General features: G+C 67.8%; 9 protein-coding genes. 5 read left to right on the forward strand and 4 right to left on the reverse strand.

The window, feature by feature from the left end; all coding sequences use genetic code 11:
• Positions 1–4 precede the first annotated feature (4 nt).
• The 3 genes from ARC20_RS12305 to acnA all read left to right on the forward strand — a co-directional run bounded on the left by ARC20_RS12305 (position 5) and on the right by acnA (position 7,805).
• On the forward strand, positions 5–1,096 hold the full coding sequence (locus ARC20_RS12305; RefSeq protein ID WP_057647538.1) for an efflux RND transporter periplasmic adaptor subunit: 1,092 nt from the start codon (positions 5–7) through the stop codon (positions 1,094–1,096).
• Between the two features lie 27 nt (positions 1,097–1,123).
• Complete coding sequence (locus tag ARC20_RS12310; RefSeq protein ID WP_057647540.1) at positions 1,124–4,291, forward strand: efflux RND transporter permease subunit; 3,168 nt, start codon at positions 1,124–1,126, stop codon at positions 4,289–4,291.
• 751 nt (positions 4,292–5,042) lie between these two features.
• On the forward strand, positions 5,043–7,805 hold the full coding sequence (gene acnA, locus ARC20_RS12315) for an aconitate hydratase AcnA (RefSeq protein WP_057647542.1): 2,763 nt from the start codon (positions 5,043–5,045) through the stop codon (positions 7,803–7,805).
• A gap of 46 nt (positions 7,806–7,851) precedes the next feature.
• Here the strand turns inward: acnA and ARC20_RS12320 are convergent, their stop codons facing one another.
• Positions 7,852–8,298, reverse strand: a complete 447-nt coding sequence (locus tag ARC20_RS12320; protein WP_081418181.1) for a Cif family virulence factor — start codon at positions 8,296–8,298, stop codon at positions 7,852–7,854.
• Positions 8,299–8,402: 104 nt separating this feature from the next.
• Here ARC20_RS12320 and rpfB point away from each other — a divergent pair, with 104 nt between their 5' ends.
• Positions 8,403–10,088, forward strand: a complete 1,686-nt coding sequence (gene rpfB / locus ARC20_RS12325) for a fatty acyl-CoA ligase RpfB (RefSeq protein WP_057647544.1) — start codon at positions 8,403–8,405, stop codon at positions 10,086–10,088.
• Positions 10,089–10,268: 180 nt separating this feature from the next.
• A complete protein-coding gene (rpfF, locus tag ARC20_RS12330; RefSeq protein ID WP_057647545.1) occupies positions 10,269–11,138 on the forward strand; it encodes a diffusible signal factor synthase RpfF in 870 nt (289 codons plus the stop codon).
• Positions 11,139–11,145: 7 nt separating this feature from the next.
• Here rpfF and ARC20_RS12335 read toward each other — a convergent pair whose 3' ends face one another.
• The 3 genes from ARC20_RS12335 to lysS form a co-directional block, all read right to left on the reverse strand.
• On the reverse strand, positions 11,146–13,338 hold the full coding sequence (locus ARC20_RS12335; RefSeq protein ID WP_057647548.1) for a response regulator: 2,193 nt from the start codon (positions 13,336–13,338) through the stop codon (positions 11,146–11,148).
• A complete protein-coding gene (gene rpfG / locus ARC20_RS12340) occupies positions 13,335–14,474 on the reverse strand; it encodes a cyclic di-GMP phosphodiesterase response regulator RpfG (RefSeq protein ID WP_057647550.1) in 1,140 nt (379 codons plus the stop codon). Before rpfG ends, ARC20_RS12335 begins: the two co-directional genes overlap by 4 nt.
• 151 nt (positions 14,475–14,625) lie before the next feature.
• Positions 14,626–16,143, reverse strand: coding sequence for a lysine--tRNA ligase (gene lysS, locus ARC20_RS12345; RefSeq protein ID WP_057647552.1), 1,518 nt, complete (start codon positions 16,141–16,143; stop codon positions 14,626–14,628).
• Positions 16,144–16,163 lie beyond the last annotated feature (20 nt).

Here is a 16,163-nt window from a genome sequence, read left to right on the forward strand (position 1 = left end):
TAGCCTGTTCGCTCTTCTTTTGTCCGGCTGCGGCGGTGGCGACAAGCCGGCCCCGCCGGCGCCGCCCGCGCTGGTGGTGCAGCCCGCGCGCGCCGAAGGCCGCGGCATGGCGACCTATCCCGGCGAAGTGCGCGCCAAGCAGGAGAGCGAGCTGGCGTTCCGCGTGGGCGGGCACATCGTCAAGCGGCGGGTGGATGCCGGCGAGCGCGTGCAGCGCGGGCAGGTGCTGGCCGAACTCGATCCGGCCGACCTCGCCCTGCAGGCGCGCTCGGCGCAGGCGCAGTACGAATCGGCGCAGGCGGACCTGGCCCGCGCGCGCGACGACTTCCAGCGCTACGCCAAGCTGGTCGACCAGCAGCTGGTGAGCCGTTCTACTTATGACGCGCAGAACGCCGCCTACAAGGCCGCGCAGAACCAGGCCGAGGCCGCGCGCGCCAGCCTGGACGTCGCCCGCAACCAGGCGGCCTACACGCACCTGGTGGCGCCGGCCGATGGCGTGATCGCCAGCCGCCAGGCCGAAGCGGGGCAGGTGGTCGCCGCCGGGCAGACGGTGTTCACCCTCGCCGCCGATGGCGCGCGCGAGATCGCCATCAACCTGCCCGAATCGGACGGACGCCGCTTCAGCGTCGGCCAGCCGGCGGAGATCGAATTGTGGAACCGCCCGGGCGAACGCCTGGCCGGCACGATCCGCGAGATCGCCCCGGCGGCCGATTCGCAGACCCGCACCTATGCCACCCGCGTGGCGCTGGCGCCCGAAGCGCTGGCGTCGGTGGAGCTGGGCCAGAGCGCGCGCGTCTACCTCGCCGGCGCCGACAACGGCGGGCTGACCCTGCCGCTCACCGCGATCCAGCGCGGCGCGCAGGACGCCACCTCGGTGTGGGTGGTGAACCTCGCCGACGGCAAGGTGCACGCGCAGGCGGTGAAGATCGGCGGCTATGGCAGCGACCAGGTGCCGGTGCTGTCGGGCATCGCGGCCAACGACTGGGTTGTCGCCGCCGGCGGCCACCTGCTGCGCGACGGCGAGCAGGTCACCCCGGTCGACCGCAGCAACCGCCCGCTGCGCACTCCCGCCGCCGCGCCCGCCGCGCAGCGCTGACGCCCCCGACCCCTGCGGATACCCCACATGCGTCGTTTCAATCTCTCCGAATGGGCGCTCACCAATCGCGCGCTCGTGCTGTACGCGATGATCGCCATGGCGCTCATCGGTGCGTGGTCCTACCGCCACCTGGGCCAGTCCGAAGACCCGCCGTTCACCTTCAAGGCGATGGTGGTGCGCACCCTGTGGCCCGGCGCCACCGCCGAGCAGGTCTCGCGCGAGGTCACCGAGCGCATCGAGAAGGCGCTGATGAACACCGGCGAGTACGAGTTCATCCGCTCGTACTCGCGCCCGGGCGAGTCGCAGATCATCTTCATGGCGCGCGACTCGATGAAGTCCAGCGACATCCCCGAGCTCTGGTACCAGGTGCGCAAGCGGGTGGGCGACATCAAGGCCAACCTGCCGTCGGAAGTGGTCGGCCCGTTCTTCAACGACGAATTCGGCGACACCTTCGGCAACATCTACGCGCTTACCGGCAACGGCTTCGACTACGCGGTGATGAAGGACTACGCCGACCGCATCCAGCTGGAATTGCAGCGCGTGCCGGACGTGGGCAAGGTCGACCTGGTCGGCCTGCAGGATGAAAAGATCTGGGTCGAGATCTCCAACACGAAGTTGGCCACGCTCGGCGTGCCGATGAGCGCCGTGCAGGACGCGCTCAAGCAGCAGAACGCGATGGCCCCCTCCGGTTTCGTCGAGACCGCCGGCGAACGCGTGCAGCTGCGCGTGACCGGCCAGTTGAACTCGGTGGAGGAGATCAACGAGTTCCCCATCCACGCCAACGGCCGCACCGTGCGGCTGGGCGACATCGCCACCGTGCACCGCGGGTTCTCCGACCCGGCGGCACCGAAGATGCGCTTCATGGGCGAAGACGCCATCGGCATTGCCGTGGCGATGAAGGACGGTGGCGACATCCTGCGGCTGGGCAGCACGCTGGACAGCGAGTTCGACCGCCTGCAGAAGACGCTGCCGACCGGCATGCAGCTGCGCAAGGTCTCCGACCAGCCGCATGCGGTGAAGGATTCGGTGGGCGAGTTCGTGCACGTGCTCACCGAGGCGGTGATCATCGTGCTGGCGGTAAGCCTGTTTTCGCTGGGCCTGCGCACCGGTTTGGTGGTGGCGGTGTCGATCCCGCTGGTGCTGGCGATGACCTTTGCGGTAATGCATTACTTCGGCATCGGCCTGCACAAGATTTCGCTGGGCGCGCTGGTGCTGGCGCTGGGCTTGCTGGTGGATGACGCGATCATCGCGGTGGAGATGATGGCCATCAAGATGGAACAGGGCTACGACCGAATGCGCGCGGCCAGTTTCGCCTGGACATCCACCGCCTTCCCGATGCTCACCGGCACGCTGATCACCGCCGCCGGCTTCCTGCCCATCGCCACCGCGGCCTCGAGTACGGGTGAATACACCCGCTCGCTGTTCCAGGTGGTGACCATCGCGCTGCTGGTGTCGTGGGTGGCCGCGGTGCTGTTCATTCCCTACCTGGGCGACAAGATGCTGCCCGACCTGGCCCACCCGCAGCCGCCGAAGCCGGGCAGCCTGGCCGCGCGCTGGCGTGCGCGCCGCGAGGCGTGGGCCGACCGCCACGCGGCCTTTGGCCGCTGGATCAAGCCCGCGCCGCTGCACCAAGAACACCAGCACGACCCTTACCAGCGGCCGTTCTACCGCCGCTTCCGCGGCTTCCTGGAAGCGTGCATGCGCCATCGCTGGTGGGTGATCGCCGCGACCGTGCTGTTGTTCGTCGGCTCGCTGATGCTGTTCCGCTTCGTGCCGCAGCAGTTCTTCCCGGACTCCACGCGCCCCGAGCTGATGGTGGACCTGGAACTGGCCGAGGGCGCCTCGCTGCGTTCGACCGACGCCCAGGCCCATCAGCTGGAGAAGCTGCTGGCCAAGCGCACGGACATCGACAACTACGTTGCCTACATCGGCACCGGCTCGCCGCGCTTCTACTTGCCGCTGGACCAGCAGCTGCCGGCGACGAACTTCTCCCAGTTCGTGGTGTTGGCCAAGGACACCCATGCGCGCGAAACCCTGCGCGACTGGCTGCTGCATGAAGTCGCGCCGCAGTTCCCGCAGCTGCAGTTCCGCGTGACCCGGCTGGAGAACGGCCCGCCGGTGGGCTACCCGGTGCAGTTCCGCGTATCGGGCGAGCACATCGAACGCGTGCAGGCGCTGGCGCGGCAGGTGGCCGAGAAGGTGCGGGCCAACCCGCACGTCACCAACGTCAACCTGGACTGGGACGAGCCGAGCAAGATCGTGCGCGTGGTGATCGACCAGGATCGTGCGCGCGCGTTCGGCATCACCAGCGCGCAAATCTCGCAGTTCCTGTCCAGTTCCCTTTCGGGCCTGAGCGTGAGCACCTATCGCGAGGACAACGAGCTGATCGAGATGTTGCTGCGTGGCCCGGAGAACGAGCGTGCGAGCTTGGAAGGGCTGGCGGGCCTGGGCATTCCGACCGGCGATGGCGGCAGCGTGCCGTTGTCGCAGGTAGCGCGCCTGGAGCCGGCGTTCGAGGACGGCATCATCTGGCACCGCGACCGCCTGCCCACGGTGACCGTGCGCGCGGACATCGCCGACCACATGCTGCCGCCGGCGGTGACGCAGCAGATCCTGCCGACGCTGGACGGCATCCGTTCGCAGTTGCCGGACGGCTACCTGCTGGAAGTGGGCGGCACGGTGGAGGATTCGGCGCGTGGCCAGAACTCGATCAACGCGGGCATGCCGCTGTTCTTGATCGTGGTGGTGACGCTGTTAATGTTGCAGCTGCGCAGTTTCTCGCGCATGGCGATGGTGCTGGTGACCGCGCCGCTGGGCATCATCGGCGCCACGCTGTTCCTGTTGTTGTTCCAGATGCCGTTCGGCTTCGTGGCGATGCTGGGCACGATCGCGCTGGCGGGCATGATCATGCGCAATTCGGTGATCCTGGTGGACCAGATCCAGCAGGACATCGATGCCGGGCATGATCGCTGGCACGCGATCCTGGATGCGACGGTGCGGCGTTTCCGCCCGATCGTGTTGACCGCGCTGGCGGCGGTGCTGGCGATGATTCCGCTGTCGCGCAGTGCGTTCTATGGGTCGATGGCGGTGGCGATCATGGGTGGGTTGATCGTGGGTACGGTGCTGACGCTGGTGTTCTTGCCGGTGCTTTATGCGACCTGGTTCAGGGTCAAGGAGTCTGAAGCTGGGGGGTGATTTTTTTGAGGGCGCGCTGCAGGTTGCGGCTATTGGCGGCGGCTTACGGTGCGGGCACCGGCCTGCCGCATAGCGTCGTCACGGCTCGGGCGAACATCCTGTTCGACTCGCCGCACGCGGGCCATCCATGGCCCGCTGACGCCCCTATACGGCCGGCCGGCGCTAGGCGCGTCAGTGTTCCCACTTCGTTAAAGGCGCGCAGGAGAGGGGGTAGGGAAGAGCAAAGGCAAGAGCAAAAGCCGAAGCGCTCGTCTGAACCTTCCTCCATTCTCCAAATACCACTTTGCCTTTGATCTTCCGGTCGCGGTGGAAGCCGCTTACGGGAGGAGGTGGTGATCGGAGAGGGCTGGCGCTGTTGGTGTCCGGTCGTGGGTATCTGGAGGGACTGTGGGGGTGGGGCCCTTTCGGGACCGTTGGCGCCATGGATGGCGCCGACGAGCCCCCATGGATGGGTTCACGGCGTGTCCCGAAAGGGCCCCACCCCCGCAGGCCGTGCACAACCCAATGCGAGCCGATCAACATCGAAGGCCACGAAAACCCACCACAAACGCAAACCCCAAAAACCCGCGGCCCAGGCCGCCAATCCCTCCCCTCTGGAACCCAGCATCCCACCGCCACCCAGCACCGGGATGACACTCTCCCTACATATTCATGGGTAAGCTGTAGAGCGAACACACAGGCGCGTACAGCGCGCCGCCAGCCGTCGACCCCGCGTCGGCCGCCCGCATGGAGTTTCAAAGGAGAACCCCGCATGCATGATTCCTTCTCCACCCGCGCCTCGCTCGAGGTCAACGGCCAGCAGTACGACTATTTCAGCCTTCCGGCACTGGGCAAGCACTTCGACCTCGCCCACCTCCCCTACTCGATGAAGATCCTGCTGGAGAACCTGCTCCGGCATGAAGACGGCGGCATCACCGTCGGCAAGGAACACATCGAGGCCGTGGCGAAGTGGGACCCGAAGGCCGAGCCGGATACCGAAATCGCCTTCATGCCCGCGCGCGTCGTGCTGCAGGACTTCACCGGCGTGCCCTGCGTCGTCGATTTGGCCGCCATGCGCGACGCCGTCGTCAAGCTCGGCGGCAAGCCCGAACAGATCAACCCGCAGATTCCCTCCGAACTGGTCATCGACCACTCCGTGCAGGTCGACGTCTTCGGCAAGCCCGACGCCCTGGACCTCAACGGCCAGATCGAATTCCAGCGCAACAAGGAACGCTACGGCTTCCTGCGCTGGGGCCAAAAGGCCTTCAACGACTTCAAGGTCGTCCCGCCGAACACCGGCATCGTCCACCAGGTCAACCTGGAGAACCTCGCCCGCGTCGTCATGACCGGCGAGAAGGATGGCAAGCCCGTCGCCTACCCGGATACCGTGTTCGGTACCGACAGCCACACCACCATGATCAATGGCATCGGCGTGCTCGGCTGGGGCGTGGGCGGCATCGAGGCCGAAGCGGCCATGCTCGGCCAGCCTTCCTCGATGCTCATCCCGCAGGTCGTCGGCTTCAAGCTCACCGGCAAGCTGCCGGAAGGCGCCACCGCCACCGACCTGGTGCTCACCGTCACCCAGATGCTGCGCAAGCTCGGCGTGGTCGGCAAGTTCGTCGAATTCTACGGCGACGGCCTGCAGCACCTGCCGCTCGCCGACCGCGCCACCATCGGCAACATGGCCCCGGAATACGGCGCCACCTGCGGCATTTTCCCGATCGACGCCGAATCGCTGAACTACCTGCGCCTGTCCGGCCGCAGCGAGGAGCAGATCGCGCTGGTCGAGGCCTACGCCAAGGCGCAGGGCCTGTGGCATGAAGCGGGCAGCGCGCACGCCAGCTACAGCGCCACGCTGGAACTGGACATGGGCGAGGTGAAGCCTTCGCTGGCCGGCCCCAAGCGCCCGCAGGACCGCGTGCTGCTGCAGGACGTGCAGAAGAACTACCGCGACAACCTCGGCAGCCTCACCACCGGCCGCGACAAACGCAGCAGCGACGTCTCCAACTTCGTCAACGAGGGCGGCGGCGCGGCGGTCGGCAACGAACAGCTCGCCATCGGCTATGCCGACATCGAGATCGAAAACGCCAAGGTGCGGCTGAAGGATGGCGCGGTGGTGATCGCCGCCATCACCTCGTGCACCAACACCTCCAACCCGGCGGTGATGATCGGCGCCGGCCTGCTCGCCCGCAACGCGGCCGCCAAGGGGCTCAACCGCAAGCCGTGGGTGAAGACCTCGCTCGGGCCGGGCTCGCGCGTGGTCACCGATTACCTCGAAAAGGCCGGCGTGCTGACCGAACTGGAGAAGCTCGGCTTCTACGTCGTCGGCTACGGCTGCACCACCTGCATCGGCAACTCCGGCCCGCTGCCCACCGAAGTCAGCGCCGGCATCGCCGCCGGTGACCTGGTGGTGACCTCGGTGCTCTCGGGCAACCGCAACTTCGAGGGCCGCGTGCACCCCGAGGTCAAGATGAACTACCTGGCCTCGCCGCCGCTGGTGGTCGCCTACGCCATCGCCGGCACCACCGACATCGACCTGACCACCGAGCCGCTCGGCACCGGCCGCGATGGCCAGCCGGTGTACCTGCGCGACATCTGGCCGAGCAACCAGGAGATCGGCGACGTCATCTCTGCCACGCTTGGCCCGGAGATGTTCAAGCAGAACTACGCCGACGTGTTCAAGGGCGACACCCGCTGGAACACCATCGCCTCGCCCGATGGCGACCTGTACGAATGGGACGCCAGCTCGACCTACATCAAGAACCCGCCGTACTTCGAAGGCATGACGATGCAGACCGGGCGCATCGAGGACGTGCACGGCGCGCGCGTGCTGGGCCTGTTCGGCGATTCGATCACCACCGACCACATCTCCCCGGCCGGCAACATCAAGAAGGATTCGCCCGCCGGCCGCTTCCTGCAGGCGCGCGGCGTGCAGCCGGCCGACTTCAACAGCTATGGCAGCCGCCGCGGCAATGACGACGTGATGGTACGCGGCACCTTCGCCAACATCCGCATCAAGAACCTGATGTTCGGCGGCGAGGAAGGCGGCAACACGCTGTATTACCCGGCCGGCGGCGGTTCACCGGAGAAGCTGGCGATCTACGACGCGGCGATGAAGTACAAGGCCGACGGCGTGCCGCTGGTGGTGGTGGCCGGCAAGGAATACGGCACCGGGTCTTCGCGCGACTGGGCAGCCAAGGGCACCAACCTGCTTGGGGTGAAGGCGGTGATCGCCGAGAGCTTCGAGCGCATCCACCGCTCCAACCTGGTCGGCATGGGCGTGCTGCCGCTGCAGTTCCTCGGCGGCGAGAACGCGCAGACGCTGGGGCTGGACGGGTCGGAATCGTTCGACGTCACCGGCCTGGAAGACGGCGCCAGCAAGCGCGCCACCGTGACCGCGCGCAAGGCCGATGGCAGCGCCAAGCAGTTCCAGGTCGCGGTCATGCTGCTGACGCCCAAGGAAGTTGAGTACTTCAAGCACGGCGGCCTGCTGCAGTACGTGCTGCGCCAGCTCGCCGCGCGCAAGGCGGCCTGATCGAACCGCGCGCCCTCTCCTCCCAGGCGGGGAGAGGGCGGCGGGCTCAGCCTTCGCCCACCGGCGTCCACTCGGCGCTGACCAGGCGCCAGTCGCCGCCGACTTCCCGCCAGCCGGTCTCCACTTCATAGGCCCGCGCCTCGTCGGGCAGCCAGCGGCCATCGCCGCCGGTGAGCAGCGCATCGAAGCGGACCGTGGCGCTGCCCTGCCCCATCTCCACCCGCAGCCGCCCCAGCGTGACCCCGACTTTCCCGCGCGCCAGCAGCTGCAACTGCATGGTGCGACGCAGCATGTCGCGATCCAGCCCGCCGCTGCCGCGGAAGTCCTCGGCGACGCCTTCCATGACCGCGTCGGGCTGGCGGGCCTCGAGCCCGGCCTGCATCCGCGCCACTTCCGCGCGCAGGCGCTGCTCCGGGGGTTCGTGCCGGCAGGCCGCCAAAAGCACGCAACAGGCCAGCAGCAGCGTCCAAATCCCGCCCGATCGGCTCCGCATCTTCACCTGCTCTTCGCCTTTTCCATTCGGAACGGTATCCTCACATGCGACCCAGGTGCGTTCCACCCCGCGGTCGATCACCCAATACCCTGGAGGGGGGCAGAATGAGTCAGGCGCGTCCTTGGTTGCAAAGTTATCCGCACGGCGTTCCCGCCGAGATCGACGCGGACGAGTTCCACACCATTGCCGACGTGTTCCAGACCTCGGTCAAGAAGTTCGGTGACCGCCCCGCCTATTCCAGCTTCGGCAAGACGCTGACCTACGCGCAGGTCGATGAGCTCTCGCGCCAGTTCGCCGGCTACCTGCTCGGCGAGCTGCAGCTGAAGAAGGGCGACCGCGTCGCCCTGATGATGCCCAACTGCCTGCAGTACCCGATCGCCACGTTCGGCATCCTGCGCGCCGGCCTGACGGTGGTGAACGTCAACCCGCTGTACACCGGGCGCGAGCTGAAGCACCAGCTCGTCGACGCCGGCGCCAGCGTGCTGGTGGCCATCGACAACTTCGGCAACACCGTCGAGCAGGTGATCGGCGAGACGCCGGTGCGCCAGGTCATCACCACCGGCCTGGGCGACATGCTCGGCTTCCCGAAGGGGCCGCTGGTCAACTTCGTGGTCAAGTACATCAAGAAGCTGGTGCCCGATTACCGCGTGCATGGCGCGATCCGCTTCCGCGACACGCTGGCGCTGGGCCGCAAGCACACCGTGCCGGCGCTGGACATCGAGGGCGACGACATCGCCTTCCTGCAGTACACCGGCGGCACCACCGGCGTGGCGAAGGGCGCGATGCTCACGCACCGCAACCTGGTGGCGAACATGCAGCAGGCGCATGCGTGGATCGCGGCGACCGGCAAGCTGCAGGAAGGCCATGAAGTGGTCATCACCGCGCTGCCGCTGTACCACATCTTCGCGTTGACGGCGAACGGCCTGGTCTTCATGAAGCTGGGCGGCTGCAACCACCTCATCAGCAATCCGCGCGACATGCCCGGCTTCGTCAAGGAGCTCAAGGGCGCGCGCTTCACCGCCATCACCGGCGTCAACACGCTGTTCAACGGCCTGCTCAACACGCCGGGCTTCGACCAGATCGACTTCTCCACGCTGAAGATGACCCTGGGCGGCGGCATGGCCGTGCAGCGCTCGGTCGCCGAGCGCTGGAAGAAGGTCACCGGCGTCACCCTGGTGGAGGCCTACGGCCTGACCGAAACCTCGCCGGCGGCCTGCATCAACCCGCTGGACCTGGCCGAGTACAACGGCGCGATCGGCCTGCCGATTCCCTCCACCGACGCATGCGTCAAGGACGATGCCGGCAACAGCCTGCCGCAGGGCGAGATCGGCGAGCTGTGCATCAAGGGCCCGCAGGTGATGAAGGGCTACTGGCAGCGCCCGGAGGAAACCGCCCAGGCAATCGACGCCGACGGCTGGATGCACACCGGCGATATCGCGCGGATGGACGAGAAGGGCTTCTTCTATATCGTCGACCGCAAGAAGGACATGATCCTGGTCTCCGGCTTCAACGTGTATCCGAACGAGATCGAGGACGTCATCGCGATGATGCCGGGCGTGGCCGAAGTGGCCGCGGTCGGCGTGCCGGACGAGAAGTCCGGCGAGGTGGTGAAGGTGGTGATCGTCAAGAAGGACCCGAACCTCACAGCCGAGCAGGTCAAGGAACACGCGCGCGCCAACCTCACCGGTTACAAGCATCCGCGCATCGTGGAGTTCCGCAAGGAATTGCCCAAGACCAACGTCGGCAAGATCCTGCGCCGCGAACTGCGCGACGCCACGCCCGCTGCCTGAGCGTGACGCGGGCCCCGCGCCCGCCGCCCGCCCACCTGAAGCGCCCGTGAGCCCCCGGCTTGCGGGCGTTTCACTTTGGGCGCATAGAATCGGTCGTCGGCGCGCGCTCCCTCCTCGTTTCCCCCTCAATCTTCTCCGTCCGCAAGGCGGCCGACCGGACGGTCTTCACGGAGAATCCACATGTCTGTCGTCCACCCGTTCCCCCAGCACATCTCCACCCGCACCCTGCGCGTTGTCGAAGAGACCGAGCGCGATGTGTACTGGATCAACATGCACGCCAACCTGGTCACCCAGCCGGGCCGCGCCTGCTTCTCCTCGCGCCTGGTGGACGAGATCGTCGACTACCAGCGCCAGCTGGGCCGTCGCCTCACCCTCAAGGGCGCCCTCACCCCGCACGTGGTGCTGGCCTCGGACAGCGACGTCTACAACCTCGGCGGCGACCTTGAACTGTTCTGCCGCCTGATCCGCGAACAGGACCGCGCCACCCTGCTCGATTACGCGCGTCGCTGCGTCACCGGCGTGCATGCCTTCCACGATGGCCTGGGCGTGCACGCGCACAGCATCGCGCTGGTACAGGGCAATGCGCTGGGCGGTGGCTTCGAGGCGGCGCTGAGCTGCCACACGATCGTCGCCGAGGAACACGTGATGATGGGCCTGCCGGAGGTGCTGTTCGACCTGTTCCCCGGCATGGGCGCCTATTCCTTCATGTGCCAGCGCGTGGCGCCGCGCCTGGCCGAGAAGCTGATGCTCGAAGGCAACCTCTACAGCGCCCGCGAGCTGCACGAGATGGGCCTGGTGGACATCGTCGTGCCGACCGGCGAAGGCGTGGCGGCGGTCGAGCAGGTCATCCGCGACAGCAAGCGCATCCCGCATGCGCGCGCGGCGATGCACAAGGTCCGCGAGCTGGCGACCTCGGTGCCGCTGGAGGAAATGATGCGGATCACCGAGATCTGGGTGGACACGGCGATGACGCTCGGCGAGAAGTCCCTGCGCACGATGGACCGGTTGGTCCGCGCCCAGAGCCGTCGCGCCGAGCCGGCGCTGGCCTGACCCGCGCTCAGGGACGGGGCGAACGCTCCTCGGTGCGGACCCGGTTCGCCTGGGCCCGTGCCTCGAGCGCGGCACGCCCCTGCCCGATCTGCTCGCGCAGGCGGGCGGCGCGTTGCCGCCATTCGCCCTGCACCTGCCAGTCGGGCATGCGCATCAGCTCCCCGCCACCGGTCGCCACCGCCACCAGGCCGAGGTTGCTGGCCACGCCCCGCAGGGCGTGGGCATGTTCGCGCAGGCGCTCCCACTGGCCGGCCTCGCCCGCCTCGCCGATGGCGCTCATGCAGTCCTGCGTATCGCTCAGGCACTGGGCGATGAACTGCTGTTCGAAACCGTCGCCCATGCCCAGGGCGGCGAGCTCGTCGAGCACGCCCGGGTCGAGCACGGTGTCGCTGGCGCGCGTGGCGTCATGCACCAGCACGTTGCCGCCGGCCGGGGCCATGCGCCCGTTGGCGGCGATCTCGGCCAGCGTGTCGAGCAGCTTCACCGCCATGACCGGCTTGGCGAGGAACGCGTAGGCGCCCGCCTGCTGGCAGCGACGGATCGAATCGGGCGTGACGTCGGCGCTGAGCACCATCACCGGGGTATACGGCAGGCCGCTGGCCTGCATCACGCGCAGCTGCTTGAGCATGTCCAGGCCACTCATGCCCGGCATGTGCAGGTCGACGATCACCGCATCGAAATCCGCGTCGGACAACAAGTCCAGCACCTGCTCGGCGCCGTTGACGCAGACCACGCGGTGGCCGGCCTTCTCCAGCAGGCGTTGCAGCACCATGCGGTTGGCCTCGTGGTCGTCGGCGACCAGGATGCGCATGCTGCGCACGCGTGCCCGATGGCGCAGGAACGGGTTGGAGAAGGCGATGACGTTGGAGTCACCCGACTCCTCGATGCGCTCCACGCCCTGTTCGCCCTCCGCCTCGTTGGCGGCGACGGTGCCCACGTCGATCGGCACTTCGAACCAGAACAGGCTGCCGCGCGGCACGTGGTCCTGGTGGCCGATCTCGCCGCCCATCGCCTCGACCAGGCCCTTGGCGATGGTCGTGCCCAGGCCGGTGCCCTCGTAGCGGCGCGCCAGGCCGACGTCGGCCTGCTCGAACGCGTCGAACAGGCGGTCGCGCATCGCCGCGGGCACGCCGATGCCGGTGTCGAGGATTTCGAAGCGCAGCCGCGCCCGCCCACGCACCACCCCGGCATCGCCGAGGTTGCGTACGCGCAGCAGGACGAAACCTTCGTCGGTGAACTTCACCGCGTTGCCCGCCAGGTTGAGCAGCACCTGGCGCAGGTGGCCCGGGTCGCTGCTCACCCAGTCGGGCACGTCGGCGGCGATGTCCACGCGGTAGTCCAGCCCCTTGCCGCGCGCCTGCGGCAGCAGGATCAGGCCGATCGCCGAGACCAGCTCGCGCAGCGAGAAGTCCTCGCGGTCGATGCGGACCTTGCCGGCCTCGATGGCGGAGATATCCAGCACTTCCTCCACCAGCGACAGCAGGCTGCGCGCCGAGGCCTGGATGGTGCCCAGGCACTCGCGCTGCTCGCTGTCGAGCTGGGTGGTGGCCAGCACCTCGGTCATGCCCGACAGGCCGTTGAGCGGCGTGCGGAACTCGTGGCTCATGTTGGCCAGGAAGCGGCTCTTGGCCTCGTTGGCATGGCGCGCCTCGCTGACCGCGCGGGTCAGCGCGTGCAGCAGTGAATCGAAGTACAGCGGGATGGCGATCAGGCCCAGCAACAGGCCCCAGGAGAGATAGGCGTTGGCCTGCCAGTAGGGCGAGAACACGATGGCCGCCAGGAAGCACAGCCCGCCCATCGCGGTGGCCGCGCGCAGGTAGTTGCTGCCGTAGCGCATGCCGTTGCCGATGGTCACCCACATGCACACGGCGTAGAGCGGCGCGGCCGGCTCGCCCTGGATCGCCATGATGGCACCCATGCACACGTAATCGGTGAACATGCCGATGCAGCGGCGCACGTGCGAGACGCCCGGCCGGGCGAGGATCGCCGTCATCAGGCAGACCGCGACGGTGAGTTCGAACAGCAGGATCAGCCAGGTCAGCGGCAGGGTGTCGCCGTGGTCATGATGGGCCCAGCGCCAGCCCAGGTAGCCCATGAACAGGGCGGTGATGACGATGCGGATCAGGTTCTGCGCGTGCTCGCTGTCCGGCCGCCGGGCCAGGCGCTGCTTCACCCACGCGACGGCTGGCCAGCTTTTCACAGCCCCGGCCTGGCCGATGCGGTGGAGAAGCGATCGCAGATGTGCTGCAGCGCTTCACGGCCGCGGATCAGCGCGTCCACGCAGCGCGGGTCGAACAGGCGGCCGCGCTGGGCATACAGGTAGGCCAGCGTGGCTTCCATCGTCCAGGCCTCCTTGTACGGGCGCGGCGAGACCAGCGCATCGAACACGTCGGCGACGGCCACGATGCGCGCCTCCAGCGGGATGGCCTCGCCGACCAGGCCATCCGGGTAGCCGCTGCCGTCATAGCGCTCGTGGTGGCGCAGCGCGATCAGCGCGCCCACCTGGATGAAGCGGTTCTGGCTGCCGCTGAGCAGTTCGTAGCCGATGCGCGGGTGGCGGCGCATGATCGCCAGCTCATCCTCGTCGAGCTTGCCTTCCTTCAGCAGCACCGAGTCGGGGATGGCGATCTTGCCCATGTCGTGCAGCGGCGCGGCGGCCTCGATGATGCGCACCTCGTCCTCGGACAGGCCGAGCTGCTCGGCGATCAGGCCGGCGACGTGCGACATGCGCTCCAGGTAGGCGCTGGTGCCGGCGTCGCGGTACTCGATCGCGCGCGCCAGGCGCGACAGCGTCTCGCGCTCGCGCTCCTCGACCTCGTGCATGGTGGCCAGCAGCCGCTGCTCCAGCGACAGCGCCCGCTGCTTCACGTTCTCGCTTTGCTGGCGCAGCTGCAGCAGGTTGCTGCAGCGGGCACGCAGTTCGCGCGGGCGGATCGGCTTGACCAGGAAATCGATCACGCCGGCTTCCAGCGCGGCCTGGCGGATCGGCTCGTCGCCGACCACGGTGATCAGGATGATCGGGATGTCCCGATGGCTGGGCAGCCGGCGCAGGCGGCGGGCGAACTCCAGCCCGTCCATGCCCGGCATGCGGTAGTCGAGCAGCAGCAGGTCCACATGCCCCGCCTCGCACCACGCCAATGCGGCGAGCGGGTCGCCGAAATCGTGGACCTTCAACTCCGGTGCGATGTCCTCGATCACATGCCGCAGCATGGTCCGGGCGGACGTCTGGTCATCCACGATGACAATGTTCAAGCCCGTATCCGTCCGTTCCGTCCAGCCGGCCTGGCTGACGGGCAACGATACGCCTGGACGCTGGTATCCCGCGACATCCTGCATGCGCGATCCTCCTATGGTCAGAGAACGCAAAACCGCCGTGTAACCGGCGCCCCTTGCGACGGGAAGCCGACGGCCCTGGAAGCCCATCGGCCCCTGCCAAGCATAAGCAGGAAATATGCCAGCCGCACCTCCCCGGGTACGGCTCGCGCAGTCAGTTTTCCGGGCGCATGTAGGGGAACAGCAGCACGTCGCGGATCGAGGTGCTGCCGGTGAGCAGCATGACCAGCCGGTCGATGCCGATGCCCAGGCCACCGGTCGGCGCCAAGCCGTACTCCAGCGCACGGATGTAATCGGCGTCGAAATGCATGGCTTCGTCGTCCCCGCCCTCCTTCGCCTCGACCTGCGCCTTGAAGCGTGCGGCCTGGTCCTCGGGGTCGTTGAGCTCGGAGAAGCCGTTGGCCAGCTCCTTGCCGTTGATGAACAGCTCGAAGCGGTCGGTGTAGCCCGGCTCGGTGTCGCTGGCGCGGGCCAGCGGCGAGACCTCGACCGGGTGGTCGGTGATGAAGGTCGGCTGCACCAGGGTGTGCTCGACGGTGACCTCGAAGATTTCCAGCAGCAGCTTGCCCCAGCCGTAGGACGGCTTGAACTTGATCTTCAGGCGCTCGCAGTGCGCGCGCAGGGCGTCACGGTCGGTGCAGTCGGCGGCACTGATTTCCGGGTTGTGGTGGCGCACGGCTTCATCCATGCGCCAGCGGCGGAACTTCGGCCCCAGGTCGATCTGCACGCCATCCCACTCGGCCTGCGTCGTGCCCAGCACGGACTGCGCGGCATCGCGGATGACGTTCTCGGTCAGGTCCATGATCTCGTGGTACGTGGCGTAGGCCTCGTAGAGCTCGAGCATGGTGAATTCGGGGTTGTGCCGGGTCGACACGCCCTCGTTGCGGAAATTGCGGTTGATCTCGTACACGCGCTCCAGCCCGCCCACGACCAGGCGCTTGAGGTACAGCTCCGGCGCCACGCGCAGGTACAGCTGCAGGTCCAGCGCGTTGTGGTGGGTGGTGAACGGCTTGGCCGTGGCGCCGCCGGGGATGTAATGCATCATCGGCGTTTCCACTTCCAGGAAGCGGCGCGCGTCGAGCCAGGAGCGGATCGCGCGGATGATCTTCGAGCGCTTGATGAAGACCTCGCGCGCTTCCGGGGTCACGATCAGGTCGACGTAACGCTGGCGGTAGCGCTGCTCCACGTCCGACAGGCCGTGCCACTTGTCCGGCAGCGGGCGCAGCGACTTGGTCAGCAGGCGCAGCGAGGTCGCCTTCACCGACAGCTCGCCGGTGCGCGTGCGGGTCAGCTGGCCTTCGACGCCGATGATGTCGCCCACGTCCCAGCCCTTGAACGCGTCATAGGCCTCGCCCAGCGTGTTGGCCTGCAGGAACAGCTGGATGCGCTCGGACTCGTCCTGGATCTGGCCGAAGCTGGCCTTGCCCATGACCCGCTTGGCCATCAGGCGGCCGGCCAGGCGCACCACGCGCGGCTCGGCTTCCAGCGCTTCGGCGGTCCAGTGCTCGGCATCGGCGAACTCGGCCTGCAGGTCGCCGGCGTAATGGTCGCGACGGAAATCGTTCGGGTAGGCGATGCCCTTCTCGCGCAGCGCGCCGAGTTTGGCGCGACGCTCGGCGATGAGGCTGTTCTCGTCGACGGGGGTCTGCGGCGCGGGGGTCTGCTCGGTCATGGCGATGGCTTGGGGATCGT

It is taken from the genome of Stenotrophomonas panacihumi, assembly GCF_001431645.1.
Taxonomy (GTDB): domain Bacteria; phylum Pseudomonadota; class Gammaproteobacteria; order Xanthomonadales; family Xanthomonadaceae; genus Stenotrophomonas_A; species Stenotrophomonas_A panacihumi.

Bases quoted from the DNA above. Each gene is read 5' to 3' on its own strand.
- ARC20_RS12310 (WP_057647540.1), top strand. From the start codon at position 1,124: ATGCGTCGTTTCAATCTCTCCGAATGGGCGCTCACCAATCGCGCGCTC.
- acnA (WP_057647542.1), top strand. From the start codon at position 5,043: ATGCATGATTCCTTCTCCACCCGCGCCTCGCTCGAGGTCAACGGCCAG.
- ARC20_RS12320 (WP_081418181.1), bottom strand. From the start codon at position 8,298: ATGCGGAGCCGATCGGGCGGGATTTGGACGCTGCTGCTGGCCTGTTGC.
- rpfB (WP_057647544.1), top strand. From the start codon at position 8,403: ATGAGTCAGGCGCGTCCTTGGTTGCAAAGTTATCCGCACGGCGTTCCC.
- rpfF (WP_057647545.1), top strand. From the start codon at position 10,269: ATGTCTGTCGTCCACCCGTTCCCCCAGCACATCTCCACCCGCACCCTG.
- rpfG (WP_057647550.1), bottom strand. From the start codon at position 14,474: ATGCAGGATGTCGCGGGATACCAGCGTCCAGGCGTATCGTTGCCCGTC.
- lysS (WP_057647552.1), bottom strand. From the start codon at position 16,143: ATGACCGAGCAGACCCCCGCGCCGCAGACCCCCGTCGACGAGAACAGC.